A 24512-nucleotide genomic window follows, 5' to 3' on the forward strand; every position below is an offset into this window, starting at 1 on the left:
ACGCCGGTGTAGCTCAGTCGGTAGAGCAGCTCATTCGTAATGAGAAGGTCGGGTGTTCGATTCATCTCTCCGGCACCAAATTTTGATAATGAAATCAAGCACTTAAGCCATCCCACAAGGATGGCTTTTTTGTTTCTGGCGTCTGCCAAACACGAAACGAACACAGCACGGCGCCTTCGTAATGAAAAGGTCGCCAGTTCGAATCCTCTTTCCGGCACCACTTGATGTAAAAAAGGGCAGCCCACATGGGCTGCCCTTTTTGCTTCTAGTCTAGTCAGACCTGCGCCGCCTCCAGAGGCTCAAGGAAGCGCTCGAACTCCACCGTGCGCGCCTTGGAGTACTCCTCCAGTGCGCGTGCGACCAACTCCTCCGCCTTGCCCCTCGGGTCGTCGCGCAGTTCCTCGCTTCCCCGCCTTGCCGCGTACTCGGTCATGGCGAGGACGAGCCAGTTGCCGCCGAACAGTTCGCGGAGGTCGAGGTATGCGTCGAGCGACATGAACGGGCAACCGTCGCCGAGCACGAAGTCGGTCGGGTTCGGGTTGGCCTCGTCGTTGTAGGACTCGAACAGGCGGTCGTTGCCCACCAGGGCGTCGCAGGCTTCGAGCAGGAGGTCTGCGTCGAAGTGATCGCGGCCGCCGCTTACGTGCATGGCCTGCCTGGCTGCGAGCGCACGGACGCCGGAGGCGTGCTCCAGCTCCAGGCCGAGCACCTCGATCTGGTGCTGGTGAGCGTTGATGGCGTTGGTATCGATCATAGTATTCATGTGAATTTCTCCAAAGTTGTCAATCAAGGGTTTGTTGCCGAGGCGTCCCTCAGCACATCGCGATGGAGACAAGTTTGGAGGCTCTGTCTACGAAAAAATATCATCATTTGCGTCGGCGTGTGGTCGGCACGCATCGGCCCGAATTCGTTTGTTGACGGCGTGCGCGGGCGCGTGTTCGCGGGACGCCTGATCCTCAATCAGATGGTCAGATCAGCTAAGCCTCTGATGTGAAAGGTCGTCGCCATAGGCGGCCTTCTTCTTGATACAACCAGGCAACAACCGCGGACTTTCTCTACAACAAAACGCTCTGCTCGTGTAGGCTCATGGATTTGAGTCTCAATGAGCAAGATATGGCATTTATCGACGATATTGCAGCGGCCCACGGGGTTCCCGCAGACAACCTGCTAGTGCAGTACTTGCTACGAAAAACCCGGGCAGCCGACCGAGGCAGCAAAGCAAGACGGTCCCTTGGGAATCTGTATGCACTTTATGTGCTAGCAGAAGATTACTTGGCTGGAAATACCTCCCGCTTTACTGATCTGCTAGCCCGAATGCGCGCGCTGCCTTTTGGGGCAAAGCTGCAAAATCACCCACTCGACAACCGTTTGAACGATGAATTTTCACGCCAGCTCGGCGTCAATGGAGAGCTGCTTCCTGTCCATGCGGCAGTAGTCGCGGGTCAAAAGGCGAGGACTCTTTCACCGGCTCTTCTCAGGCACGGAGGCGCAGACCCAACGATGGTTGCGCGCTTTGTGGTCGCAGCAATACAAGCTTATGTTGAGCAGATTACTGCCAACCAGTCGAGTGCATTGGAAGAAATTCAAGCGATAGAGACCATCGAAGACTTGGGAGAGTTTTTCGACGCGGCATTCGCTGCGAATTCAGATGCTCGCCTATTTGAAATTGCCTCGTATGTCTTGCTGGCTGAGCACTATCGTGGGAAGGTTGTTTATTTCGGAGACTCTCCAGCAACAGCGAGGGCAACTCCGCTTGAGCTCTTTCGAGCTGGGAGAACAAATGCAAATGACGGAGGTATTGATTTTGTGCTGCGCCCCCTTGGGAGGATTTTCCAAGTCACTGAGACGCTAGATTTCCGCAAGTATTTTCTAGATTTTGAGAAGGTTAATCGTTACCCCATATCCTTTGTAATTAAAGTCTATGGAGCTGGCGACGAAGTGAAACAGCGAATCCAGCAGGATGCAGTACGATCAGGTCTCTACAGTCCCGCGATGATTTCCGTCTACATGTCGTTGTTTGAAGAGGTGATAACGCTGGATGATCTTCAAGGCGCGGCATCAAGAATTCCTGATTCCGCGCTTGATCGAGTTAAGGCTCAGCTCTCCTTACAATTCAAGCTGGAGTATGGGCTGCTCGACTAAATCCTTAGTTCGCTGCTTCTTCGATAGGTTCTGCGTCTTGCGCACTTTTTGCTTGGCAAGCGCTTCCTCTGAGTAGTCGGACGGAATACCCACGCGGCGCAGACCTATTTTTATGTAGGTCTCGTTGCGCTCAATGGATATTGATCGCCGGCCAAGGCGTTTTGCCACGGCGCTGGTCGAAAAAGAGCCACCGAAAGGATCAAGCACAATATCGCCTGGATTAGACGAGGCTTTAATTACTCGCTCAAGCAAGGCCTCTGGTTTCTGAGATGGATGATTCTCGTATTCATCCATCTTGAATCGAACCCGGGCGAAATCCCACACGTTCCCCGGCACTTTTGTCGTGTTGTAGGGCTGCGGTGGATTTTTTCGATAGTCAATTAAACCTCGCTTTGCACCCGTCTTGGCCTCGACGAGGATGTCCTCCGTATTAAATGTGTAGGACTTTGGGTTTTTGACCATGTGGAGTATTGGCTCATAGAGGGAGCCGTAGAATTTTCGAGCCTGCATCCCTGAGCTGTCATAGGACCAGACAATCCTAGAAAGGATTGCGAACTTAGTCCTACAGTACAAGTCGATGTGAGGCATGTTCTGCGTGGAATTCATCAGATAAAAGGTCCCCTCCGGCTTTAGAACGCGGTGGCACTCATCCAACCACTTCCAGCACCAATCGAAGTATTCTGACTCTTCAACTTGATCGTGAATTCCGTCGAAATCTTTTCCTATGTTATAAGGCGGGTCCGCAAAAACTAGATCGACTGACCCCGTCTCGATGGTTTTAAGAACCTCAAGTGCCTCCCCATGATGTATGGTGTGCCCTTCGGCAGTGTATGATTTCGTCACGAGTAAATGGCTCCAATTTTCTCGGGAAGCAAAGCAAGTTGCGCCTTGTTCTAACAAACTTCCCACAATAACGTGATCTTACCGGCTGGAGCTAGCGAGGTACAGGAACTCGCTAGTCGACGGCGGATTGGTGCGAGTCACCGTCCACGCGCTGACGATCAGGCACCGCAGTGCCCTTCTTGCGCATGTCGTGGGCGTACCACCGGACCGACTTGGCGGATGCCTGCGCGCCCTCGATCTGCGCTTTGACCATCTCGGCAATGACGGCGTGCGGGTAGCCCGCGGGGTCCATCAGCAGCTCTCGGGCGAGTCGGCCGATGCCCTTGCCGCTGGGCTTCTTCTCGGTCTCTGTCGGGGCCTCGGTCGCTTCGGTGACGTCGGCCTGCGGCTGTGCGCGCGGCTCGGTCACCTCGGCGGCCTGCGACTGCCCGAACGACGCGACGTCGATGTTCTTGGCCTTGGCTATGGACTCGATTCGGTCGAGCAGCTTGCCTCGGGTCGCGAAGGTCTTCGGCCCAGCGGCCTTGTCGGCGATCTGGTTGTGCAGGACCAGCAGGTCCTTGGTGCTCATCTCTTGCAGGTTCATCTCACGCTCCAGTGGTTGGGTGTGAGTTCATTAAGTCGTGTTCAAGGGGATTCGGGAGCGGGGCCCCCTGAAGAAAATTGGCCCGCTGACTGTCCATCAGCGGGCCGTGATTCCTAAGCGCATGAAAAAGAAGGGGATGCCTTGTGGGCATCCCCTCCGAAGCACGGCCGGGGCAACCTCGGCCTCTGTTCCGACCCCGGCCGCTGGCACCAAACTCAGTGCATGAACGCCAAGTGCAGGCGGTCGTAAGGGAGGGCGTCGGCGCGGCGCTTGGTCTCGCGGTCAACGTACAGGTCCAGCGGGCGCGAGTACGGCACCCCAGCCAGCGCCGCCGCGTCGTCGAAGGTCTCGCAGCCGAAGGGCACGCCCACGCTGGCGGCACGCTCGGCCAGGGCGTCGATGACCTCGCAGCCGCTGCGCAGGGCGCACGCGAGGCCCGTGAGCGCGAGGGCCACGGGGTGATGCGCGGGGTAGACGGCGTGCTTATTCATCGCCGCCCCCGATCAGGCCGCGGTCGATGGCCTGCTCGCGCAGGGCGAGCTGCACGGTGTTCAGCGGGTTCGACTTGCCCTGGTTCCAGGTGCGGATCGCGACGAGGATGCCCTGCAGGCGCGCGTCGCCCAGCTTGATGTACTCCTGCACCTTCAGGTAGTCGTCCAGCTTCATCGCGGCGGCGAGCTCGGCGGGGCCGACCGGGCGGTCCTTCGACGGCATGCGGTCCAGCAGGCTCAGCAGCGCGGAAGCGAGCGGGATGTTCTGCGTGGCGACGGCGACCTGGGCCATGTGCCCGAGCTCGGCGGGGCCGGCGTAGGCGAGCTGGTGCAGGTACTCGGTGCGCTTGGGGTCGCCGAGGGCGGCGCGGGCCAGCACCTTGGCGGGGCTGGAGTAGAACTCGCGCTGCGAGACGAGCTGGGCGTGCGGCGCGCCCGCGTCCTTCAGCAGCTTGTCGAGCTCCTTGGCGGAGTTGTCCTTGATCTGGCGGACGGCGGCCACGGTCTCGCTCTGCGCGAAGCGGGCCTTGTCGGCGGCGTCGATGCCGGCGGACTTCCAGCGGTTGGCAATCTCTGCCTTGCGCGCGTCGATGTCGGACTGAAGGCGCTGAATGGCCTTGATGGCGCGGGTGTGGATGGCGTCCAGGTTGGACGCGAGCTCGCCGATCTGTTGCGGGCTGAGCAGCGGGGATACTTGATTCAGGTTCATGGCTCGTTGGCTCCTATGAGGTTGAGGGTCCTCCGGTCGCCTTCGAGCGCGTCCCCAGCCGCGGGGTGGTCATGCGCGCCAATGCGCTGACCGGATGCTTTCAATGTGTCGTGGTGCGTTGGCCGAGAACGCCATCGTTCTTCGGTCGTGTTCATCTGTTCTGCGCCGCCGTCACGGTGGCTTGTGCTTCAAGGGCTTGGCGTCTCGCCGCCCCCTGATCGAGAGTCAGGCGTCTTCGTTGGGGTCGGCGCCGACTGGCAGGCCGCCAGCGCCGCCGCAGTTCAGGCACAGGCGGGCGCGGCTCACGTCCTCGGAGAAGTGGAAGCGGCCGCAGCACATGCACCTGAGCCAGCCCACCGTGCGCACCACGCGGGGAGGCTGCACGTTGAGGTCGATGACGTTGGCGCGTCGCGCGCCGCCGTCGAATGCCCAGCGCGTCGGCTCCACCAGCGGCTTCGCAACGTCGCAGTCCTCGGGCGTCCTGACCCTTCGCGGGCCGGGCGTCGCGCCGAGCCAGCGGAAGGTCGGGAAGTTTGGGCTGTGGGCGCGCTGCTGCACGGAGCTGACGCTCATGCCAAGTGCCTGGGCCGCCTGCCGGGCGCTGGGGTATCGCACCCCCGCGACCTCGATGGCGACGGCGTGCCCGCTAGGCGCCGCGGTTGACGCTGCCATGCTGGCGGCCTGCCTCGTACTCGTTCGACATGGCCTGCCACGTGTCCGCGTCGATGCGTGGGATAGGGCCGATGCAGGTCATCTCGCAACTGCGGGCAAGGGCATCGCGCCCGCCCATCGCCACGACCGTCTGCGGTGCCGTCTCGTCGAAGGCGTCGAGGTTGCGGTCGATCTGCTCGGCGCGCAGCAGAGCCTCCTCGACGGTCAGCATCTCACTCGTCATCGTCTTGCTCCTTGTTCGCGTGGTACTTGGAGAGCAGCCCCGTCAGCGCCTTGCGCTCGTCGGCCGACATGCGCAGCAGCGCCTCGGCGTCGAGGCCTGTGGAGTCCACCTTGACGCGCAGGCGGTCCGCCATCTGGTCGCCGTAGCGCCACTTGAGAAGGACCTCCATCAGCCTGTCGCTGTACTTGCGCACCGTCAGCGGGCGCTCGTCGCCGGTCTCGGGGTCGGCCACGGTCGAGACGCGGCCCTGGTGGATAACAGGCTCATCGACGCCGACGGCAGCACGCCGATAGGCTTCTTCGAGCAGGCTGTCGAGCGCCACCTCGACGGCCGCCTCCCACTGCGTGCGGAACTCCAGGTCGTTGGCCTTGTGATAGAAGGCCGTCGAGCGCACGATCCCCGCAGCGGCTGCCGCAGCCTTGGGGCTCGCCGTGTCTTCGAGCACCGCAAGGAAGATCGCCTTCCTCTCCGGTGTGAAGGTGTTGGGGATAGATGGGCGGCTCACGTCTGTTCTCCGAAAAATGGCTTACGGAGTTATCGTGTCGTGCTTATGCGCGCAGGCACGCCATCGTTCTTTCAAGCACATCAACGGCTTGGAGGGCTTTGGCCCGCGAATCAATGATTGGTGGGTCGAACGGCCCGGATCGTTGACCTCGCGCGCGAAGGTCTCGGCGCAGCAGGTTGGGCACGTTCGACCACCGTGATTCCCTCTTTGAAGGGGTTCGGTTTTTCGATCGTCAAGGCGATTGTCAAGGTCGTCGTCTATAGACTGACGACCATCCTGACAATCAAATCCTCCAGTGACTTTCGCTTTGACAATCGGGTGGCCGAAAGTGGCCTAAGTGCTTGTCGCGCTTAGATTGTCAGCTCGACAATCGAACCTGACAATCGACGACAATCTGATTGTCAGGGGGCGTGACAATCGAACACCGAAAATCGTGCCCCGTGACAATCGAAATTGCCTGCTCACCCCTCCGTCCTGACCAGGATTCCGAGCTTCGGGTTGCGCGGGTCTGCGGGTTCCTGCCACACCAGCCCGCCGTCTGCTGACTGCTTGGCGTTGTCACGGGTGCAGTGCTTGGGGATCGCTTCCTCAATCCTGCGGCGCGCCGTCTTGTCCGCCACCCCATCGCGCTCGCACACGGCTTCGGCCAACTCCTTCAACGGCACGCTGCCACCGCGCTCGCTCGCCATCTGGCGCGCCAGCTCCACGATCAGGTCCGTCCTGCCATCAAAGTCACCACCCGCATCGACCATCGCAGTCGGCTTGAGAACAAGGGAGTCGGCTGCCTTCTCCAAGTTGAAGCGCATAGGCCCTTCGCGCTCGGCGTCCTTCTGCTTGTGCACGGCGACCTTGATCGAGTGACCGTCGGTGGAGCGCTCCACCTCGACGGTCGTGTCCATCGCGCCTAGCAGCGCCGTGCTGCCGCGCATGCCTTTGCTCACGTCCTTGCCCGAGTGGTGGACCACGACCACGGCGGCGCCAGTCGCGTCGCGCAGCTTCTTCATGCTGGCGATGTAGCGCCCCATGTCCTTCGCCGAGTTCTCGTCGGCGCCTGCGGCTGTCTGGTTCAGGGTGTCGATGACGATCAGGCGCAGCGGCCCGAGCTCATCGGTCACAGCTTGGACGAAGGCGCGCACACCGCCATCCTTCTCGGCTGCGAGGTTGAGTTCGTCGCGCATCAGGTGGAGTTGGAAAGCACGGCCCTGTGCCCCGCGATTCACCTTCCAGGCGCGCATGCGCTTGCCGAGGCCCGGCGCGCCCTCCGCCGCGATGTACAGGACGCCGCCGCGCTCGACGGTGCGCCCGTGCCAGTCCATGCCGCTCGCAATGGCCATCGCCATGTCCACTGCAAGGAATGACTTGCACGATTCGGGCGGCCCGTAGATCGCTGCGATGCTGGCTTCGACCAGGACGCCTTGCACCAGCCACTTCGGCGGCGGCAGCCTCTCCACCTCGTCGATGCTCAGGAAGCGCCAGCGGCTGGATTCGGCTTCGACGGTGCCGTCGTCCTCCCACACGTCGAAGTCGTCCTCTGGGTCCGGCGATGCGATGTCGCCGCCGACCTCTTGCAGGTACATGCGCAGCGTGGCCGTCGTGATCTTCTGGTCGCGGTTGACGTGCAGCGAGTCCCAGCGGCGGCCGACGATCCAGTCCTGGTCGGCGTACTCGGGATCGCCCATGCACCAGTCGATGAACTCCTGCCTCCCTTCGCCGTCGGTGGCGTAGTGGCAGGCCATCATCAGTTCCTTCCAGCGCTCGTGCTGCTTCTTGCCGAAGTCGCACGGGTCGAGCTGTTCCAGTGTTTTCGCCAGCAGCTCAGGCGTGAGTTCGCCAGCGTCCGATGATGCCGCGGCAACGCGCTCCGGCCTGCGAGCCATCTTCAGCACGTTCGACGGCAAGTCAGGCATGTCGGCCAGCGGCGGCGAGTCGGTGGCCCATTCGTAGCGACCGCCTGTTGGGTGGACGGAGCCGGCAGCGACCACCTGGCGGCCGAGCGACTTGAACTCCAGCCCCGCATAGCCCTCGATGCTTTCCAGCAGCACCGCACCCGCAGGTTTCCTGAAGTAGTAGTGGTGCCCCGGTGTATTCAGGTTGCCGGTGAGAACGTGGGGCGCTGCTGACAGGTCGATGCCCGTGTCGGCCACCAGCTTGTCGAGGCTGTTCGTGCCGTCGGGGAAGTGGCGCGGGTCAACGTCCAGCACAACCACGTCGGCGGGCAGGCGGACACCCAGATTCAGACGTTCGCGCTGCGCCCGTTCGAGCGTTTCGGCGTGGTCGTACTGCCGGGTTGTCCAGCGGCCGTCGGCGGGGGCCTTGCCGAGTTCGCGCCCATCGCGGCTGATCGCATTCCAGCAGTGCAGCGGGATCAGTTCCAGGCGGGCGCCACGGTACGGCCGCACGTCATCGAACGATGGTGTAGGCGCTTGGCGCATCCCGGCATCATTTGATCCGGTGAGCTTGCTCACCTCTCCAGGTTGTTGACCATTGGCGCCCACGGACTCGTCCCCCGTGGGCGTTTTCTTTTGTTCGCTCATCGGTCAGCCCTCCACGTTCGCGCGATCGACACGGGCCTTGCGCGACTCGTAAGAGCGGGACAGCGGCTGGACCTCGACCATGTAGGCGCGCAGGTCGCCGACGCGATAGCGGATGACCTTTGGGCCGACGCGCTGGTAGGTCGGGCCGCGGCGCTGGCTGCGATACCAGTTCAGGGCGTTGGGGCTGAGGCGCAGGAAGGCGGCGGCCTCGTGGACGTTGAGCAGCGCCTCGTCGGGCAGCGCATGAAGTTCGCGCAGTTCGGCGAGCGTTACCGTCAAGCGGGTGGGGTTCGTCATCTCTTGGACTCCGTTCAGCGATCCCCGCAAGGCGATGTGCCGGTGCGGGGACTGCCTGCTGTGCGTCGCAGAGATGGACCCGTTAGCTCCCCTCAGTCAGCGGGGCGAGTCGCTCATGTATGGCCTGAGCAAGCCTCGGTCGGTGTCACCCGACGAAAATGAATATGCCACAAGGCGATGGTGCGAAATACCATTACTTCTTCGGCCGTCCAGGTGAGTCGGTGGCGAGCCGAACAGGTCCAGGCGGCTCGGTATCAGGCCGAACCGCACCGGGCGCGACACGGGCCGTCTGGTGAGACCGTGCGGCTATTCCTTGGGCTGCGGCGGCCACTCTCCGGGCGTCCAGGTCAGACCGAGTGCGTCCAGCACATTGGCCGACGCCTTCTCCTGCCACGTCCGCAGGTGGTGCAGGCTGGGGTTCAGGTAGCCCATCGTGACGTTGCCCGCAGCGTGGTTCAGCAGGAATTTCAACTCGGCGATGGGCACGCCCGATTCAAGAGCCAGCGTTGCGTAGGTATGGCGGAGGGCATGGCCGATCAAGTCGCCCAGCTCGTACTGCGCCACCTCGGCGACATGGCCCGACTTCGAGTCGGCAGGGAACAACCAAGGCGAGCGCCGATAGGCCAGCTTGTTCTGCTCGGACCTGTGGGCTACGAGGTCTTGCAGTGGGCCGGACAGAGGCAGGTCGAAGGCGCGGGCGGCCCCACCCTTGGGTTTCGGCACATGCAGGGCGTCGCCCGTCTGGTTCAGTTGCTCGGCCCTCGCCTCGCAGGCGGCGGTGCGGCGCATGCCGGTCAGGATCATGAAAAGATGGAGGTCGCGGCGCACGGGGCTGCCCAGCGCGACCACCGCCTTGCCCCACGCCTTCAGCTTCTCGGCGTTGGCATCCACCTTGCGGCGCTTGAGACCGTGGTAATCGACGTTGGCGGTTGGATTCGCGGGAAGGTCGGGGTGCTCGCGCAACCCGCGGTTGTAGACGGCGCGCAGGATGCGGAAAACGGTATCTGCTGTGGGCGCGCCATGCTTTGCGGTGATGCGGACGTGGCGCTCGCGCACGCCGGCACGGTCCGCGCCGAGTTCGGCCAGCGGTGTGTCGAGCCAGTCGGATAGGTACTGATCGCAGCAGTAGCGGTAGTCGTCCTTGGTGCGCTGAGCCAACGGCTTGGCGGTGAGGTGCAGGTCGAGTGCCTGCCTGAGCGTGATGCCCTGCGCCCGCGCCTTGCGGCGCTCCTCGTTCGGGTTTGTGCCGCTGCGCATGCCGACGAGGGTCTGCCTGGCGGCATCGCGGGCTTGCTTGGCGTCGAGCGCAGGATGGTCGCCCAGCTTCGCGCGAACCTGCTTTCCGTTGACCAGCGACTGGACGTAGTAGGCCCGCTTGGTCGCGGTCACGATGAGGTAGAAGCCCCTGAGTTCGGGGTCGGCGTAAAGCACGGGCTTGCCGCGCTCGGCGTATGGTGCCCTCTCGACGAGGGCCTGCGTTATCTTGGCTTTCATGCGTTGGCTCCGAGTGAAGCGGGCCACGGCGCGAACACGGTTTAGCACCACAAGGTGCCGTGTGTTCGCACGACGTTTTGCCCGCTGACAGAGCCATTAAGTCGCGGTTTTGCTTGCTTGTAAGCGCCCTATGCCATCTAATATCGAATCATGGTGTGGCCTATGCGCGCCGATTCGTAATGAGAAGGTCGGGTGTTCGATTCATCTCTCCGGCACCAAATAGAAGCCCCTGATTCGCAAGAGTCAGGGGCTTTTTGCGTGTAATGGGACGAAAGGCATTCGGCTGCACCCGCACTGCCGAGTGTCACATCACCCAGACAGTTGCAGCGAACAATTCATACAGCAGACCTGCACGCCATCTGTGCAACGCTTGCCACTTCGCGCGTCATTCATCCTCTGCAGCGCCGATGCCCGGAAAGAGCACCTCGGTATAGCCAAACTGCGCAAAATCGCGCACCCGAATGGGATACAGCTTGCCAATCAGGTGGTCGCATTCGTGCTGCACGACGCGGGCATGAAATCCTTCCACCGTCCTGTCGATCGGGTCGCCATAGGGGTCAAACCCTGTATAGCGAATGCGCGACCAGCGTGGCACCTTGCCACGCAATCCCGGCACCGACAGACATCCCTCCCAGTCCTCATCCTCCTCTGCACCCACGGGGGTAATGACCGGATTGAGAAGCACCGTCGGCGGCACCAGCGGCCGGTCGGGATAGCGGGGATTGGCGCCGGTGGAGCCAAAAATCACCACCTGCAGATCGACGCCAATCTGGGGGGCCGCCAGGCCTGCACCATTGACCGATCGCATGGTATCGAACATGTCGCGCACCAACAGGTGCAACGCATCGGTATCAAACCTCTGCACGGGCTGGGCTATACGCAGCAGACGCGGATCGCCCATCTTCAAGATAGTGTGGATGGTCATTCGAACAGGCCAGTCAACAGCGGCAGTGCACCGCCTGGGTGAGAAAACCGACAAGCATAGCGGGAGCACCATGCCTTTGCGACCATGCACAATCGCGCTCAATGGCTTCGCCCTCCGACGATCCTCCCGCCCCCCAGATGCCCAAGGTGCTGCCGCGACCCTTGCGCTGGCTGCTGAAGATTTTTGCAGGGATGTGCCTGATCCTGGGCGTTGTGGGTGTATTCGTGCCTGGGCTGCCCACCACCGTTTTCATCCTGATGGCGGCATGGGCAGCAGCCCGCAGCTCGCCCGCACTGTTTCGATGGCTTTGGCATCACCGTCTGTTCGGCCCCATGCTGCGCAACTGGGCAAACGGGGGCTGCGTGAGCCGCCGATCCAAGTGGAGCGCCACCCTGATGATGGCCCTGAGCAGCGTCATTCTGGTGTTTACGGACGCACCGCGCTGGGCTGTGGTGCTTGCATGCATCTGCATGGCGTGCGTGTTGGCGTGGCTGTGGCGCAGACGTGAACCCGCACGGTAGCCTTTCAGACAGCCGCCAGTCACGTAGAAATGCTCATTTTTATGTATATAATCTAAATCTTGTTCCTCGATAGCTCAGTCGGTAGAGCGCCGGACTGTTAATCCGTAGGTCCCTGGTTCGAGCCCAGGTCGAGGAGCCAAGAATTTCAGGCCCTGCATGTGTACGCAGGGCCTTTTACATACCGATCATTCCTCGATAGCTCAGTCGGTAGAGCGCCGGACTGTTAATCCGCAGGTCCCTGGTTCGAGTCCAGGTCGGGGAGCCAAGTAAATCAAGAGTCAGCAGGTTAGCGCCTGCTGACTTTTTTGCTTTTTGGATCTGCCGTGTCCGACACGTGTCCGAAATTCTTCGCAGACACGTGCATGTGTCCGGATCGCAACAGACTGGCCTTGTCTAGGCGGCATCGACTACGTCAAGCTGCTCGGTGACATACCTCTATGGGCTAGATTTGTCAGCGAATCCAGCATGACCGAGGCGCCCGCAGCGCCCTACAGTTGCCTACATGCCTCCACCGGGAGATTGCCGTGCAACAGACCTCCGCCCCACCCCCGGAAACACAAGATCAAGTATCGACCGTGTTTCTGCGCATGCCATCCGTCATACAGATGACGGGCTTGGGTCGATCGACGATCTATAGGCTCATCGCCCAACAACAGTTCCCCTGCCCCGTTCGTCTCGGTGTGCGCGCAGTGGCCTGGCGCCGCAGCGAACTGGATCTATGGAGCCAGTCACGTCCAGCGACATCGCACTGAAACGGACAGGCACTCCATCGGGACCACTCGGAGAGGATAGTCAGGCATTCGAGTCCTCAAGCTTTTGAAGTTTGATTGCCTGCTCAATGAGTCCGAGCCCCTTCGAGTCGCCGACTTCAGGGTCAAAATACATTCTTCGTAGCCTATCGAGGAGCGCAAGTGCGCCCTCAAGGCCCACAAGCGCGCAGCACCATCCCGGTCGATCGCCAGGACCTCGTGCTCGATATGGTCGATGTGGAGTGCATGAAACACCTTGAACCTACAGGCGTGGAAAACGGAGCCGTGTCCGAGCTGCTGGATCTAGTGGGGTTGTACCAGGGCTTGCCGCTGGACGAGGACTGCAAACGCATGCTTCTTCTGGCATCACTGGTGAAACCTTTGACTCGGTACGCGCGAGAGGACTGAGCAACCCATGTCCAGCATCCAGATCATGGCGTTTGATGCCAGCGGAGCCATACGCTTCGTCGGCGATGTCTTACGAGGGGCAGCGTGCGGATGTTTCTGCCCCATGTGCAAGAGCCCGCTGGTGGCCAAACAAGGAGACACCAACGAGTGGCACTTCTCACACGAGGCCTCACAGGAGCGCCCCGAGTGCGAAGCCGGTGCGGAGAACCTCGCCAGAAGCCTGGGCATCGAATTTGCACGCGAGTTGGCTGAGCGTGGGGCGCTGGTGTTGCCCGAATACAGGACCTCGGCAGGCGTTTTCTCGGCGTGGCTGGACCGCTCACAAGACGTAGCGTGGAACGCTCAGATTTCAGGCCCTCTCGCATGGAGAGAGCATCCCCCGAAGTCCAAGGTGGTGGCCACCGGTGCGCTGGACACGGGTGCTGCCTTTGCGCTGTTCGTCCAGGTGGGCGACGCGGGCGTCCCTCAGGTCGACGACCTGCCTGAGCACTGCGCGTACGGCTCACTAGTGGTCTCAGCCGCATGGCCATCAGGCACCCGCACGCGCGAGGACGCTATGGCCATTCTCAAGCAGACGGTGAGCTTTCGCTGGGGGTATCACCCCGACACGCTGGGTCTCCGGGCCACCGCACAAGCCGCCATAGAGGCCGAAGAGAGTGCCGTGCGACAGCGCACCGAGGCATTGCAGCGCGAGCGCGCCAACGCAGCGGGGAGACGATGGGCTGAAATCGGCAAACGTCTGGAGCGACCTTACGATGTCCCCCCTGTACTGCGGGATGTAGGCCTACAGGCATCCCCAGCGCCGAAACCCACTGCAAGCACCCCGCCAAGTGGAACCCGTTTCCCCGCCTATCCAGGCCACGCGCTGGGATGCAACTTCCAGTTCTTCCGGCTGGGGGCAGATGAGGCGTGGGTGTTCTATCCGATGGATGTCGCCTTCATCAACGAGCACGTGAAGATGGCCAACGTCGCACAGCCGCTGCCAACCAAGCTCTGGGCGATTGCGCCAGTGGGCGGCCCACGCGAAGGGTGGGATGAATGCTTTCCGCCCAGCGTGGGCTCTGCCGATGCCGAACTCGGCATCTACTGGGTGCGTGACCACATCACGGCGGTGACCTTCCTCAGTCCCCGCTCCAAAGGGACCCACACGGCCAACGATCCAGCGGAGTTTTCGATCAAATAGCACAGGAAACCTGGGGTCAAACCGAAACAGCAAGCTTCAGAACCACCCCGATCACGAACAGCGAGGCAGCGATACGACCCCAGCGCCAGGTGGTGAACCAGTAGCGGTGATTGACCCATACCGCGCGATGGATTCGCTCTGCTGAAACCAGGAGCGCAATCGCAACGGCCATGGGAGCGAGGATCCCGACGGGCGCATCGATCTGGCTCAAGAGGAATACCCAGAACAGCGGCCACGCCATCGCATCAATGGCCGCGAGCCATCGTCGACCGGTCCAGTGCGGTGCATTGGCCCGAGGTTCACGCGCAACGAGCAGCCACATACCAACCTCCAGTCACTTCATGCTTCACAGATCGAATCCACTGTTCTTCTCACCCATTCGGCCCCGGCACTGCCCAGAATCGAACGGCAATCGACAAACGTTCAAAGATTGACAGATCGCGCCCGGTGATTGAACCCACACGGCAAACAACCGTAAAAGATGTTTCATCGCTCGCGGGTTCATGGCCCGCCCTGTGATCCACCAAATCGTGTCGTCTGATCCCCAAGGAACACTGCCCCAATTTCCGAGGGAGCTGGATTGGGAATCCGTCCCTCGATCATCGAGTCTGTTCAGGTGTGCACCCTGCCCCGCATTCGTCGGTCGCCGTGCGACACCCAATGCGCTGCGTCAAGGCGCAAGTGCCTGGGCACCGTGGAATAAATGGACGGAGCCCACCAGAGTGAAACGGCGGTGGGAAGGCGGCCGTTTATGCCGCGAAAGGCCTTGGCGTCTGCACCGGCAGCGCTATGGTTCGCAAGTCGGCGAGCGGCGAATTTTCAGGGGCGGCACCTTGTGGAGATTATTGAAAGGACCATCCACAAATAGGGAACGCAATTCCATGAGTCTCGGTTCGTGAAACGCCGAGTGCCATCAATTCGTTCCAAGAGGCTCCGACGGACGGAAACGACTGGAAACCATTGAGACGCCCACGATACCCGCACCATCTAGACAGGTTTTCCCTACACCCCGCTAAATGGATGCAGTCAGCAAGCTGTCGTAGCTGAGCCTCCTGGAGCACATGCACATGCTGGATCGTGATCAGTTGGAAACGTTTGCCACCGTGGTCGAGCAGCAGAGCTTTGACCGCGCGGCAACCGTGCTCAGCATCACGCGCGGCGCCGTCTCTCAGCGGATCAAGGCCTTGGAGGAATCGCTGTCCACCGTGCTGGTCAAGCGCGAGCGGCCAGTGGCGGCCACGCACGCAGGCGAGGTGTTGCTGCGTCATGTGAAGGCATTGCGCATTCTTGAAGGTTCTGCGCTTCAAGAGTTGACGCCCACCGCCAAACCGCACGCCCCCGTGTCCCTGGCCATTGCGGTGAATGCCGATTCCCTGGCCACCTGGTTTCCTGAAGTGCTCAAGGAGCTGCTGATGGGTCAGCTGGTGGCCCTGGAGGTGATAGCAGACGATCAAGACCACACCTCTGCCCTGCTGGCTCGCGGCGATGTGATCGGGTGCATTTCGACATCTGCCAAACCCGCAGATGGCTTTTTGGCCGAATGCCTGGGCGCCATGGAATACCGCTGCTATGCGACGCCAGCTTTCGCCTCCACGCACTTTCCGAGCGGACTCACGGTGCCAGCAGTACTGTCAACACCGGCGGTGTTGTTCAACCGCAAGGACTCGCTGCACGACGACTTCCTGAAAAGGCATTTTGGGTTTGCCGTTGAGCGGTACGCCAGACACTACCTGCCCTCGCCCGTCGCCTTGCTCGAAGGGGTTGCCATGGGCGCTGGCTATGGTCTGATTCCCAGCTGGCAGGCGGCACCCTTGGTGGAAGCGGGACAGCTCGTGGACGTCTGCCCCAATGAGCGAGAGATGGTGGACCTGTTCTGGCACCACTGGGACCTCGAACCACCGATGGCCAGTGACATCACTGCCTTGATCGTCAAGGTAGCCAGAAACAGCCTGGAGCCTTCGGTCGGGTTCGAGCCATCAACGGCGCAAACTGGACCATCGCCGAGCCGACCCTCCGGCCACAAAGCGGAGCCACAAGGCGGTGCCAGCGGACAAGAAGCATCCGAGCAGCAGTGACACCACGTCGGTGTCTTCACCATACTGCCCCAGCCAGCCCGCCAGATGCACAGCGACTGAACCTGCGAAGCCAACCGCCACGATCCACTTTGCGTGCTGCGGAAGCACGACGATGCCTGTGACCATGGTGGCAAAGCAAACGCTGATGCTGGCGATGTAGACCACGTTGACCGACACCATGGTGTCCACAATGCCCTGATCACGGGAGGCCAGCAACGCGCTCAAACCCAAGGCAATGAGCGCAATCATCGGATGACCCGCCGAACGACTGCCAGAAGCGGCGCACGCCAATGCTTCCGTCATGGCGCGCAAGATCGCTGCGCCTGCACCCAACGCTGCCACGGACAGGGCGATGAGCATCAACTTGTCGGCGCCCTGCCCCACCGAGCCAGCGACCTGACCCAGCACCCAGGGAACCACCTGCTTGGTGTCCACTAAATCGCCCAACATGCCACCACCCTGCATGGCGACCACCACGGCCGACGGTAGGAAAGCGATCACGAAGAGCAGCAGCCCCGCCAGAACGCAGCCGCCCACGGCAGCCACGGGTGAGCGCGCGGCCAATACGAATTGCTGGTAGTCGGCACCGGTACACACCAGCAAGCCGACGGCCAAAGAAACGGCCACCACGCGGGATGCACTGAACGTTGACAGGTCTTCGGAAAAAGCGGGAATCGCCTGCAGGTAGAGGCCCATTCCGTTGGCCACGACCAGCGCGTAGACGAGGACAGTGGCGCTTGCAAGTAGACACATGGCGAACAGCGCCGATGCGAACCGCAAGTCCAATCGCGATGTGCCGTAGATCAACAGCAAGATCGTCATGTAGCTGTGTGGCTGTTCAAGGCCCAACAAGTCCAGCACCGCAACGCCGCCTTGAATCTGGGCAGCCAGTACGCCCGACATCCAGATCAATGACAACAAGGCCACAACGCCTTGAAGCTGCTTGCCATAGGCACTGCCAAACAGATCCCAGACCGGAAGCCCAGTTGCCCAGAGCTGCCGTGCGAACGCAGCCAACACCAGCATGCCAAAGCCCGTAGCTACCCCGTAGATGCTGCCTGCCATGCCGTGGGAAAGTGCCAGTTCGCCCGACCCGAAAAGAAATCCGATCCCGTAGCTGGCTGAGACCAGGAGCGCCGCAACCTGCAAGCTACCCAGCGTCCTGTTCATGGAACCCGCCCTTGCGTCTGCCAGACGCCAGTTACTGGATCGGCACCGGTGAAGTAGGCACAGCAGACCTTGCCACGATCCCGAAAGACTTCTTGCCCTTTCAGCAACCGGTGCGCCTCGGGCAGTCGGTAGTAAGGCACCGCCGGCAGAAGGTGATGGGTGAGGTGGTAGCCGTTGTTGCGCGGGTGGATCAGCCAGCGCCAGACACCGTGGCAAGCCATGTCACGCGTAAAGGTGAACACGCCGCCCGGCTGAAGGCCGAAGTGATCGCACATCTCGCGGAAGGTGGTGATCAGATGGAATACCGTCGCTCTGGCCAGCAGCCACAGCACCAGGAATGTGATCGTGAAGTCGGCACCGGCCACCACCCACAGCAACGCCACCGCCCCAAGCCACCAGCCAAGGATGTAGAGCTGACTGGCCGTGCGAACCTGGCGCGAGACCAGGTGCCCACCCATCGACGACAGCCAGGCGTTCAAAGAAAAGACCTGGTCCAGGTAGCTCGAGAACCAGTTCGTCGGCCCACTTCGAGCGAAGAACAGAAGATCGGGGTCACCCCCGTCGGTCCCGAGTTCCATGTGGTGTTTGAAGTGCGTTTCGCGGTAGCGTGTCAGGCTCGCGAACAACAAGGGCGCGATGAAAAGTCGGGCCACCAGGTCATTTCGCCGTCGATCCCGCCACAGATTCCGATGCCCTGCGTCGTGGAGGAGGTTGCCGAGCGCGCGTTGACGGTTGGCGATCAGCACAACGGCCACTGGCGCGAACAGCTCGCTCCACCAAACGACCAGCACCACCGAGCTGAGAACGCTGAGCCAGTCGAAGGCAATGTCCAGCACGGCGCGCCAGGGCGCCAGCCGAAACAGTTCACAGTGCGGATCGCCCTGTTGGCGCAGCTCTGATCGAAGCGCGGCCATGTCCGAAAGGACATGCGAAGTCGTTGTCATGGTGGACACTCCTTCCTCACGGCGTGCGGCTGCGGACGGCCTCGCAGCGCACGGTAGCGTATGTCGGAGCACAAGGCCCAGGCCGCGCCAAAAGGTAGCAGGAGATCCCAGCAGCGTGCCGTGGTTTAGGAACTTTGGCAGCGCGTCAATTCAGCTAAACCAGTCCCTTCCGCGGTGCACCTGCGCACTTGTGCACACCCCGGGTCAATGCCAGCCGCCCATAATCAACGCCGAAAGCCAACACCATTTCCCTGTGCAGGAGGACATTTGAGTGAGCGGAGAAAAAGACCAAGTTCGGCTGCAGCAAATGATGGCCCCTGACCTTCGGCCAGAAACCTACGTCTACTGCACCTTCCAGGACCATCGCCTCCCTGCGGACCTCTCCCCCATCTGCACGTTCAGGGAGGCCGAAGGATTGACGGCCATCGTGGAGCGCTCTCAAGCCATACAGGCCAAGGTGCCCTACATCTTTGAGGCCAAACTCATCACGCTCACCGTTCACTCGTCACTGGAAGCCATCGGCTTTCTGGCCATGATCTCCTCGGCCCTGGCCAAAGAAGGCATACCGTGTAACGCGGTCGCAGCCTTCCACCACGATCATCTGTTCATTCCGGTTGAGCGCGCCGATGACGCGTTCTCTTTGCTGAACGCTTTGAGCCACAGCAGCGCTCCGGCAGTGATTTGACGCGCTGCGTACCGTCGTTTAGCGCGACTGAACCCGCTGCAGATTTGGGCGCCCTGCCGGGATTTCCTTTGACATCGCGCGACGCGCTTGTCTACCCTACCCGCTATCCAGTCTGTTGAGACTTGGGGGTGGGTTACGCGGTGTGAGCGCTGCGTGGCCTGTCGGTCAACCAGACCTGCAGGAGTGGGGATGAACAACTTTCAACTTCCCGAGGTGACGCCGTCAGCATCTGCGGTTGCGCCACGCCATTCGGTCAAACGCCGTATCGATCCTATCGACGCACCCGCCCGCCCCCTGGGCTCCAAACGTTTGGCGCTGATCGCAAAGCGCACCAACGCTGCCGCATCGACGTCTGACCGCCATGCGGAGCGCATCGCTGAGGGCGATACCTTGCTGACAAACCACGATGGCACCGTGACCTTCCTCCTGCGCGCCACCCGCTACGGGCTGCTGATGGAGCGCACCCAACGCCAAGCTTCGGGCATGCGGCTGGTACAGACGATGGTCTTTCATGACGTGAAGAGCTTCGACCGCTGGTGTGCGGTCGAGCCGTTGCGTTTTGATGATGGCCTGCTGTTCAGCAAACTGGGACGCCAGGGTCATGCTGCATTTTCAATACACCCCTGACCGCATCGAGCCTGCTTCAGGCAGCCCTGCGAGAGGGGACAACGCGCGCGTTCTTCAGATCCTCCCATTAATCACAGATGCGAGGTCCCCGGGCGAAGTGATCTCATTGTTTCGCGAGGCAGTTGTGGGTCTGGGAGCTGATGCAGGCTACTTCCTGAGTTGCCTTCGAGACGATGCAACCCGAACCTCATTTCGATCGTTTTGGGCATGTGATCCAGCATGGCCCGCGGAGTACGCTGCTCAACGATGGTTCGAACATGATCCATGGTTGCGCTATGCATCGTGCGACGCGGAACCCACCCGTGCCAGCTACCTCCCCTGCACATCCCCCGAAGAAAACGCCTTCATCCGCGCAGCTGCAGAGCATGGCTTCGCATCTGCTTTGATCGCACCTGCCCCCAGCTCGGTTGGTCTCTCAAGGGTCGGTGTCCTGTGCCTGGGATCAGCTGACCCCGAAAGGTTCGAGGGCGAAAGCTACCCCAGGGTCAGGGTGCTGGCGCGCGCGCTCGCCATGGAGCTACATCACTCGATTGCAAAATCCATGCGAGAGGAACTGCTCCGGGGTGCGAGCCTTACAGAATCCGAACTGCACCTCTTGCGATGTGAGGCTGCAGGACACAGCAGCAAGGTGATCGGTGCGGCCATGAATCTTGAGGCCAAAACCATCGACAGCCGGTTTCAGCGCGTCAACGCAAAGCTGGGAGCGCCGGACAGGCGAACAGCTGTACGCATCGCCCGCCTTTACGGCCTGCTTTAGTTAAGGGTTGTAGGACGCCCTCCCGCGCAGGCACGCCGACGACACACGCTGACCACGAAGGGTGGGCGTCGTACAAGCCTCTAGGGAGGAAACCGCGGGGAGCACCCGTCTGGGCGTACCAGCTGGCAGCTCTATGGGGATTTGACAGTGCGCAGAGATGTGGGAGGTGGCCGTTGCGCCAACTGGCCAGTGCGCGAAGGCGCCACCACGGCGTACCGTGCGATTTCACATGAGCATCTGCAGCCGATCTCGCAGGGGTCGCGCCGTGGATTTCTGAGTCGGACGCAGGGGTCTCCGGCGAGCCGTGGTGAGCCCGCTCCAGACACACGCAAAGTTGCGAACGCCGAGGTGCTCACGGTGGACCTCGCTGGTGAGGTGTGCGAATGGGCTGCCCACGAGCGAACGTCTCGACGATGAGCATCATCGCGCCGCAGTGAACGCACACGAAGGTCGGACGGATCTGGTCGGCCGCACCGCACCCAACCTTCTCGGGCAATGCGCCTGGTGCCTCGGGCGTGAGCAGCTGGCGCGCCTGGTCAATGCACTCCCGCCGATGGGTGTTGGCCAGCAGTCCGTAGTGCCGGATGCGGTGGAACCCGACGGGCAAGACGTGCAGCAGGAAGCGGCGCATGAACTCATCCGGCGAGAGCGTCATCGTCTTGTGGCGTGTCCTGCCTTGGCCTCGGTCTTTGTCACGGTAGTCCTTCCAGCGGAACGTCACCCCACGCTCGTCGTGCGCCACCAGGCGCGAGTTGGAGATCGCCACCCGGTGCGTGTAGCGCGAGAGGTAGGCCAGTACAGCCTGTGGCCCCGCAAACGGCTTCTTGGCATAGACCACCCATTCACACCGGCGCAGTGGTGCGAGCCACCGCGCGAAGGCCTTCGGGTCCGCGAGCGCGGTGTGTTGCGAGAAGAACTGCAACGTGCCCGCGCGGTGCTCTTGTTCCAGTGCTTCCAGGAAGAGCCGCCGGAACAGACGCGAGAGCACACGCACCGGCAGGAAGAAACCCGGTCGGCACGCCACCCAACGCTCCCCGTCCAGCGAGAGCCCGCCGCCGGGCACGATGCCGTGCACGTGCGGGTGGTGCGTGAGTGCCGAACCCCAGGTGTGCAGCACCAGGGTGGCACCGATCTGGGCACCCAGGTGCCGGGGATCGGCGGCGATGGTGCGCAGCGTCTGTGCCGCCACCTCGAACAGCAGGCCGTAGACGACGGCCTTGTTCCAGTACGCGATCTCGCTGATGGGTGCGGGCAGCGTGAAGACCACATGGAAGTAGTCCAGGGGCAGCAGGTCGGCCTGGCGCGCATCCAGCCAGCGCTGCGCAGCCCTGGCCTGGCACTTGGGGCAGTGGCGGTTGCGGCAGGAGTTGTAGGCGACCTGCAGGCGCTGGCAGTCTTCACAGCGCAGCACATGTCCCCCCAGTGCCGCGCTGCGGCACTGCTCGATGGCTGTCATGACCTTGAGCTGACCCAGGCTCAGGTGGGAGCGCTGGGCTTGCCGCCAGGCCGGCCCGTGGGTGCGGAAGATGTCCGCCACCTCCAGGGCAGCGGTGCCCATGGTGGGCCTACGCGGTGCTGAGCTGCTCCAGCGGGCTGACCACCTCGCGCAGGACGTCGGTGGCCACCTGCGCGTACATGGCTGTCGTCTCCAGCTTCTTGTGCCCCAGCAGAACCTGGATCACTCGGATGTCCACCTTCTGCTCCAGCAGGTGGGTCGCAAAGCTGTGGCGCAGCGTGTGCATGGACACGCGCTTGTCGATGTGCGCCGACTCGGCCGCCATGTGAATGGCGCGGTTGAGCTGGCGGGTTGTGAGCGGGTCGACTGGATTCATGCCTGGGAACAACCAGCCGCCCTCGAGCATCTTGCCTTGGGCGCGCGCCACGCGCCACCAGACCCGCAGTCGCTCCAGCAACACGGGCGAGAGCATGGCGTAGCGGTCCTTGCTGCCCTTGCCTTGCTCCACGCGCAGCGTCATGCGCTGGCTGTCGATGTCGCCGACCTTCAAGGAGACCACCTCGCTGGCGCGCAAGCCCGTGCCGTAGGCCAGCGACAGCGCGGTCTGGTGCTTGAGGTTGGGTGCTGCTGCGATCAGGCGCGCCACTTCCTCCCGGCTGAGCACCACCGGCAAGGTGCGAGGCACATGAACGGGCTGCATCCTGGCCGTCAGGTCTGCGCGGTCCAGCGTGATCTCGCAGAAGAACTTCAGCCCGGTGATGGTGGCGTTGAGGGTGGTGGGTGAGGTGCCTTCGTCAACCAGGCGTAGCTGGAAGTTGCGCAGGTCTTCGACGGTGGCGGTGTCCGGAGGCCGGCCCAGGTAGGCGGCGAAACGGCGCACGGCCCGGATGTAGGCGGTCTGCGTCTTGGGTGCCAGCTTGCGCATTCGCATGTCTTCGAGCATGCGCTGGCGCAACGGTGAGACCGTCGGATGGGGTGCATTCATGATGGTGCTCCTGTCGTAAGCGAGGCCAATTGCCTCGGCTTACAACATCGGCGCGTGCACCATCGCCGTCAACCAACCATCCTGGCTCGGAGACTACCGCGAGAGCGGTTTAGTCCAAAGGCTGATCTCCGACACTCGAACCTAACGCCTGAAAGTTCGCGTGTTGCGCAACTGGTCATTGGCCGAGCAGGGTCTCAAGCGACCGCTTTGTTGCTCAGACCGGTCACTCTATTGATGCGAGCCGGGCAAGGTAGCAGGAGCAACTGATCACACCAAGGATGAATTGGTTCTCCCGACCCGCTGCGGTCGGTGTTGATGTAGGCAACGATCCCAGAAAACCGTCCGAGAAACCGGGGGAATCCCACCCCGGATACTTGGCGGCACGGCTTATCGGAACCATTGCGAAGAGCATCCGCAGTTGGCCCGCGGGTCCGAAACACGTAGCCAAGGTCTTCTCAAAGAATTAGATCGGCCAGAACCATAGAACGTCCAAAAGCATTCTCTGGTGTGGTGACCTCATGGCTGCACCGAGCAGTGCGAAGCTGCCACATGAGCCGCTCGGTGCGATGCCTCGTAGTGTGCAAGCGGCTCATTACCATTTAACGCAACGAGCAAATTTTCAGCAGCCTGCAACTCGATGGCTCGGCGAACCTTCTTCACCGCCGAACCAATGTGGGGTGTGAAAACCGTGGAGGGGTGTTGCAAGAGTTCCGGATGAATCTGGCGTGGACGGTCTGCCAGCAGCCAGTCTTCCATCTCGTACACATCGGCGGCGTAGGCACCCAGGCGCTCGTCCTTGAGCGCCCGTGCCACGGCAGCCTCGTCCACAACCGAGCCTCGCCCAATGTTGACCAGGATCTGCCCCCGCCGAACACCTTCAAGCATGGTGTCATTGACGAGGTGACGCGTTACGTCCAGCAGCGGAACGGCCAGAATGACATAGTCGGATTGCGACAGGGCCTCACCCAGGCTCACCATGGTCAGGCGTTCGTCATCACCATGCGGGTCCACGCCCAGCAGTTGAGCGCAACCAAATCCGCAGAGGCGGTCAACGATGGCCCGTCCCACGGCGCCCAGGCCAACGACCGACACGACCGAGCCGTGCAGACCTATTCCATACAGCTGAGGACGCCAGCCGGCGTAGCCCCTGCGAATACGGGTGTCACCAGCGAGCACGTGACGCGCAGCGGCAATGGCCAGACCGATGGCCAGCTCTGCCGTGGGCTCTGTCAGAAGGTCTGGCACAAAGCTCACGCTGACCCCCGCTTGTGCACAGGCCATCAGGTCAAAATTGTCATACCCTTTCAATGCGCAAGCGATGGTCTTGAGCCGTGGAGCGTTCAACAAAGTTCGCCTGTTTACCCGGTCAGGCATGAACGCCATCATGGCGTCGGCGTCCTTCAGGTGGAGGTAAAGCTCTTCCTCGCTCCAGGGCTCAGGCCCTTGATTCATCACTACATCACCGGCGGATCGAAGACGCGCCAGAACTGCTTCATGGATGGGCTGCGTCACCACAATTTTCGGCATCATT

The 24512-nt window shown here is 61.8% G+C and carries 26 protein-coding genes and 3 tRNA genes; 11 read left to right on the plus strand and 18 right to left on the minus strand.

Features of this window, described 5'->3' with window-relative positions:
• Positions 1 to 2 precede the first annotated feature (2 nt).
• Positions 3 to 78, plus strand: a tRNA-Thr gene (locus CBP34_RS12025).
• Positions 79 to 274: 196 nt separating this feature from the next.
• Here CBP34_RS12025 and CBP34_RS12030 read toward each other — a convergent pair.
• Positions 275 to 763: a hypothetical protein gene (locus CBP34_RS12030; RefSeq protein WP_094098144.1), complete on the minus strand. Its 489-nt coding sequence runs from the start codon at positions 761 to 763 to the stop codon at positions 275 to 277.
• Between the two features lie 350 nt (positions 764 to 1113).
• On the opposite strand from CBP34_RS12030, the gene CBP34_RS12035 reads away from it, so the two are divergent.
• Positions 1114 to 2142: a restriction endonuclease gene (locus tag CBP34_RS12035; RefSeq protein WP_208616330.1), complete on the plus strand. Its 1029-nt coding sequence runs from the start codon at positions 1114 to 1116 to the stop codon at positions 2140 to 2142.
• On the opposite strand, the gene yhdJ is transcribed toward CBP34_RS12035, so the two are convergent.
• The 11 genes from yhdJ to def all read right to left on the minus strand — a co-directional run bounded on the left by yhdJ (position 2107) and on the right by def (position 11421).
• Complete coding sequence (yhdJ, locus tag CBP34_RS12040; RefSeq protein ID WP_094098145.1) at positions 2107 to 2985, minus strand: adenine-specific DNA-methyltransferase; 879 nt, start codon at positions 2983 to 2985, stop codon at positions 2107 to 2109. The genes CBP34_RS12035 and yhdJ overlap by 36 nt on opposite strands.
• A gap of 112 nt (positions 2986 to 3097) precedes the next feature.
• Entirely contained in the window at positions 3098 to 3571 is a 474-nt protein-coding gene (locus tag CBP34_RS12045) for a hypothetical protein (protein WP_094098146.1), read from the minus strand.
• Between the two features lie 215 nt (positions 3572 to 3786).
• Positions 3787 to 4062 (minus strand): hypothetical protein, encoded by a 276-nt coding sequence (locus CBP34_RS12050; protein ID WP_094098147.1) that lies wholly within the window; start codon positions 4060 to 4062, stop codon positions 3787 to 3789.
• Entirely contained in the window at positions 4055 to 4771 is a 717-nt protein-coding gene (locus tag CBP34_RS12055) for a hypothetical protein (protein WP_208616331.1), read from the minus strand. Before CBP34_RS12055 ends, CBP34_RS12050 begins: the two co-directional genes overlap by 8 nt.
• Positions 4772 to 4996: 225 nt before the next feature.
• A complete protein-coding gene (locus CBP34_RS19800) occupies positions 4997 to 5218 on the minus strand; it encodes a hypothetical protein (protein WP_208616332.1) in 222 nt (73 codons plus the stop codon).
• A gap of 199 nt (positions 5219 to 5417) precedes the next feature.
• Positions 5418 to 5666 (minus strand): hypothetical protein, encoded by a 249-nt coding sequence (locus tag CBP34_RS12065; RefSeq protein WP_094098149.1) that lies wholly within the window; start codon positions 5664 to 5666, stop codon positions 5418 to 5420.
• Positions 5656 to 6171: a hypothetical protein gene (locus CBP34_RS12070; protein ID WP_057386493.1), complete on the minus strand. Its 516-nt coding sequence runs from the start codon at positions 6169 to 6171 to the stop codon at positions 5656 to 5658. Before CBP34_RS12070 ends, CBP34_RS12065 begins: the two co-directional genes overlap by 11 nt.
• Positions 6172 to 6632: 461 nt before the next feature.
• Complete coding sequence (locus tag CBP34_RS12075) at positions 6633 to 8705, minus strand: AAA family ATPase (RefSeq protein WP_208616333.1); 2073 nt, start codon at positions 8703 to 8705, stop codon at positions 6633 to 6635.
• 3 nt (positions 8706 to 8708) lie between these two features.
• Complete coding sequence (locus CBP34_RS12080) at positions 8709 to 9002, minus strand: helix-turn-helix transcriptional regulator (protein WP_094098151.1); 294 nt, start codon at positions 9000 to 9002, stop codon at positions 8709 to 8711.
• A gap of 306 nt (positions 9003 to 9308) precedes the next feature.
• Entirely contained in the window at positions 9309 to 10496 is a 1188-nt protein-coding gene (locus CBP34_RS12085; RefSeq protein ID WP_094098152.1) for a tyrosine-type recombinase/integrase, read from the minus strand.
• Between the two features lie 385 nt (positions 10497 to 10881).
• Positions 10882 to 11421: a peptide deformylase gene (gene def / locus CBP34_RS12090; RefSeq protein WP_094098153.1), complete on the minus strand. Its 540-nt coding sequence runs from the start codon at positions 11419 to 11421 to the stop codon at positions 10882 to 10884.
• A 101-nt stretch (positions 11422 to 11522) separates the two neighbouring features.
• Here def and CBP34_RS12095 point away from each other — a divergent pair, with 101 nt between their 5' ends.
• The 5 genes from CBP34_RS12095 (at position 11523) to CBP34_RS12120 (ending at position 14282) form a co-directional block, all read left to right on the plus strand.
• Positions 11523 to 11942 (plus strand): YbaN family protein, encoded by a 420-nt coding sequence (locus CBP34_RS12095; RefSeq protein WP_094098154.1) that lies wholly within the window; start codon positions 11523 to 11525, stop codon positions 11940 to 11942.
• Between the two features lie 63 nt (positions 11943 to 12005).
• Positions 12006 to 12081: transfer RNA gene (locus CBP34_RS12100), tRNA-Asn, on the plus strand.
• Between the two features lie 50 nt (positions 12082 to 12131).
• A tRNA-Asn gene (locus CBP34_RS12105) sits at positions 12132 to 12207 on the plus strand.
• Between the two features lie 340 nt (positions 12208 to 12547).
• Positions 12548 to 12694, plus strand: coding sequence for a helix-turn-helix transcriptional regulator (locus CBP34_RS12110; RefSeq protein ID WP_236748579.1), 147 nt, complete (start codon positions 12548 to 12550; stop codon positions 12692 to 12694).
• 412 nt (positions 12695 to 13106) lie between these two features.
• The gene (locus CBP34_RS12120; protein WP_094098156.1) at positions 13107 to 14282 is read left to right on the plus strand and encodes a competence protein CoiA family protein; all 1176 of its coding nucleotides are present in this window, start codon (positions 13107 to 13109) and stop codon (positions 14280 to 14282) included.
• Between the two features lie 16 nt (positions 14283 to 14298).
• On the opposite strand, the gene CBP34_RS12125 is transcribed toward CBP34_RS12120, so the two are convergent.
• Complete coding sequence (locus CBP34_RS12125) at positions 14299 to 14604, minus strand: hypothetical protein (protein ID WP_094098157.1); 306 nt, start codon at positions 14602 to 14604, stop codon at positions 14299 to 14301.
• A gap of 745 nt (positions 14605 to 15349) precedes the next feature.
• Here CBP34_RS12125 and CBP34_RS12130 point away from each other — a divergent pair.
• Positions 15350 to 16357 carry an HTH-type transcriptional regulator ArgP gene (locus CBP34_RS12130; RefSeq protein WP_094099163.1) on the plus strand — a complete coding sequence of 336 codons (1008 nt, stop codon included), beginning with the start codon at positions 15350 to 15352 and terminating at the stop codon, positions 16355 to 16357.
• On the opposite strand, the gene CBP34_RS12135 is transcribed toward CBP34_RS12130, so the two are convergent.
• Both CBP34_RS12135 and CBP34_RS12140 read right to left on the minus strand, forming a co-directional pair.
• Entirely contained in the window at positions 16259 to 17527 is a 1269-nt protein-coding gene (locus CBP34_RS12135) for an SLC5/6 family protein (protein ID WP_094098158.1), read from the minus strand. The two genes, CBP34_RS12130 and CBP34_RS12135, sit on opposite strands and share 99 nt — an antisense overlap.
• A complete protein-coding gene (locus tag CBP34_RS12140; RefSeq protein WP_094098159.1) occupies positions 17524 to 18471 on the minus strand; it encodes a fatty acid desaturase family protein in 948 nt (315 codons plus the stop codon). The genes CBP34_RS12135 and CBP34_RS12140 overlap by 4 nt, the downstream gene beginning before the upstream one ends.
• A gap of 271 nt (positions 18472 to 18742) precedes the next feature.
• Here CBP34_RS12140 and CBP34_RS12145 point away from each other — a divergent pair, with 271 nt between their 5' ends.
• The 3 genes from CBP34_RS12145 (at position 18743) to CBP34_RS12155 (ending at position 20540) form a co-directional block, all read left to right on the plus strand.
• Positions 18743 to 19156 carry an ACT domain-containing protein gene (locus CBP34_RS12145; RefSeq protein WP_094098160.1) on the plus strand — a complete coding sequence of 138 codons (414 nt, stop codon included), beginning with the start codon at positions 18743 to 18745 and terminating at the stop codon, positions 19154 to 19156.
• 189 nt (positions 19157 to 19345) lie between these two features.
• Positions 19346 to 19783 (plus strand): hypothetical protein, encoded by a 438-nt coding sequence (locus CBP34_RS12150; RefSeq protein ID WP_094098161.1) that lies wholly within the window; start codon positions 19346 to 19348, stop codon positions 19781 to 19783.
• Positions 19758 to 20540 carry a helix-turn-helix transcriptional regulator gene (locus tag CBP34_RS12155; protein WP_162290903.1) on the plus strand — a complete coding sequence of 261 codons (783 nt, stop codon included), beginning with the start codon at positions 19758 to 19760 and terminating at the stop codon, positions 20538 to 20540. The genes CBP34_RS12150 and CBP34_RS12155 overlap by 26 nt, the downstream gene beginning before the upstream one ends.
• 352 nt (positions 20541 to 20892) lie before the next feature.
• Here CBP34_RS12155 and CBP34_RS12160 read toward each other — a convergent pair whose 3' ends face one another.
• The 3 genes from CBP34_RS12160 to CBP34_RS12170 form a co-directional block, all read right to left on the minus strand.
• Positions 20893 to 22098: an IS91 family transposase gene (locus CBP34_RS12160; RefSeq protein WP_094098163.1), complete on the minus strand. Its 1206-nt coding sequence runs from the start codon at positions 22096 to 22098 to the stop codon at positions 20893 to 20895.
• Positions 22099 to 22105: 7 nt separating this feature from the next.
• Positions 22106 to 22981, minus strand: coding sequence for a tyrosine-type recombinase/integrase (locus tag CBP34_RS12165; RefSeq protein WP_094098164.1), 876 nt, complete (start codon positions 22979 to 22981; stop codon positions 22106 to 22108).
• A 516-nt stretch (positions 22982 to 23497) separates the two neighbouring features.
• Entirely contained in the window at positions 23498 to 24511 is a 1014-nt protein-coding gene (locus tag CBP34_RS12170) for a phosphonate dehydrogenase (protein WP_008903166.1), read from the minus strand.
• Position 24512 lies beyond the last annotated feature (1 nt).

This window comes from Acidovorax carolinensis, from assembly GCF_002157145.1.
Taxonomy (GTDB): domain Bacteria; phylum Pseudomonadota; class Gammaproteobacteria; order Burkholderiales; family Burkholderiaceae_C; genus Acidovorax; species Acidovorax carolinensis.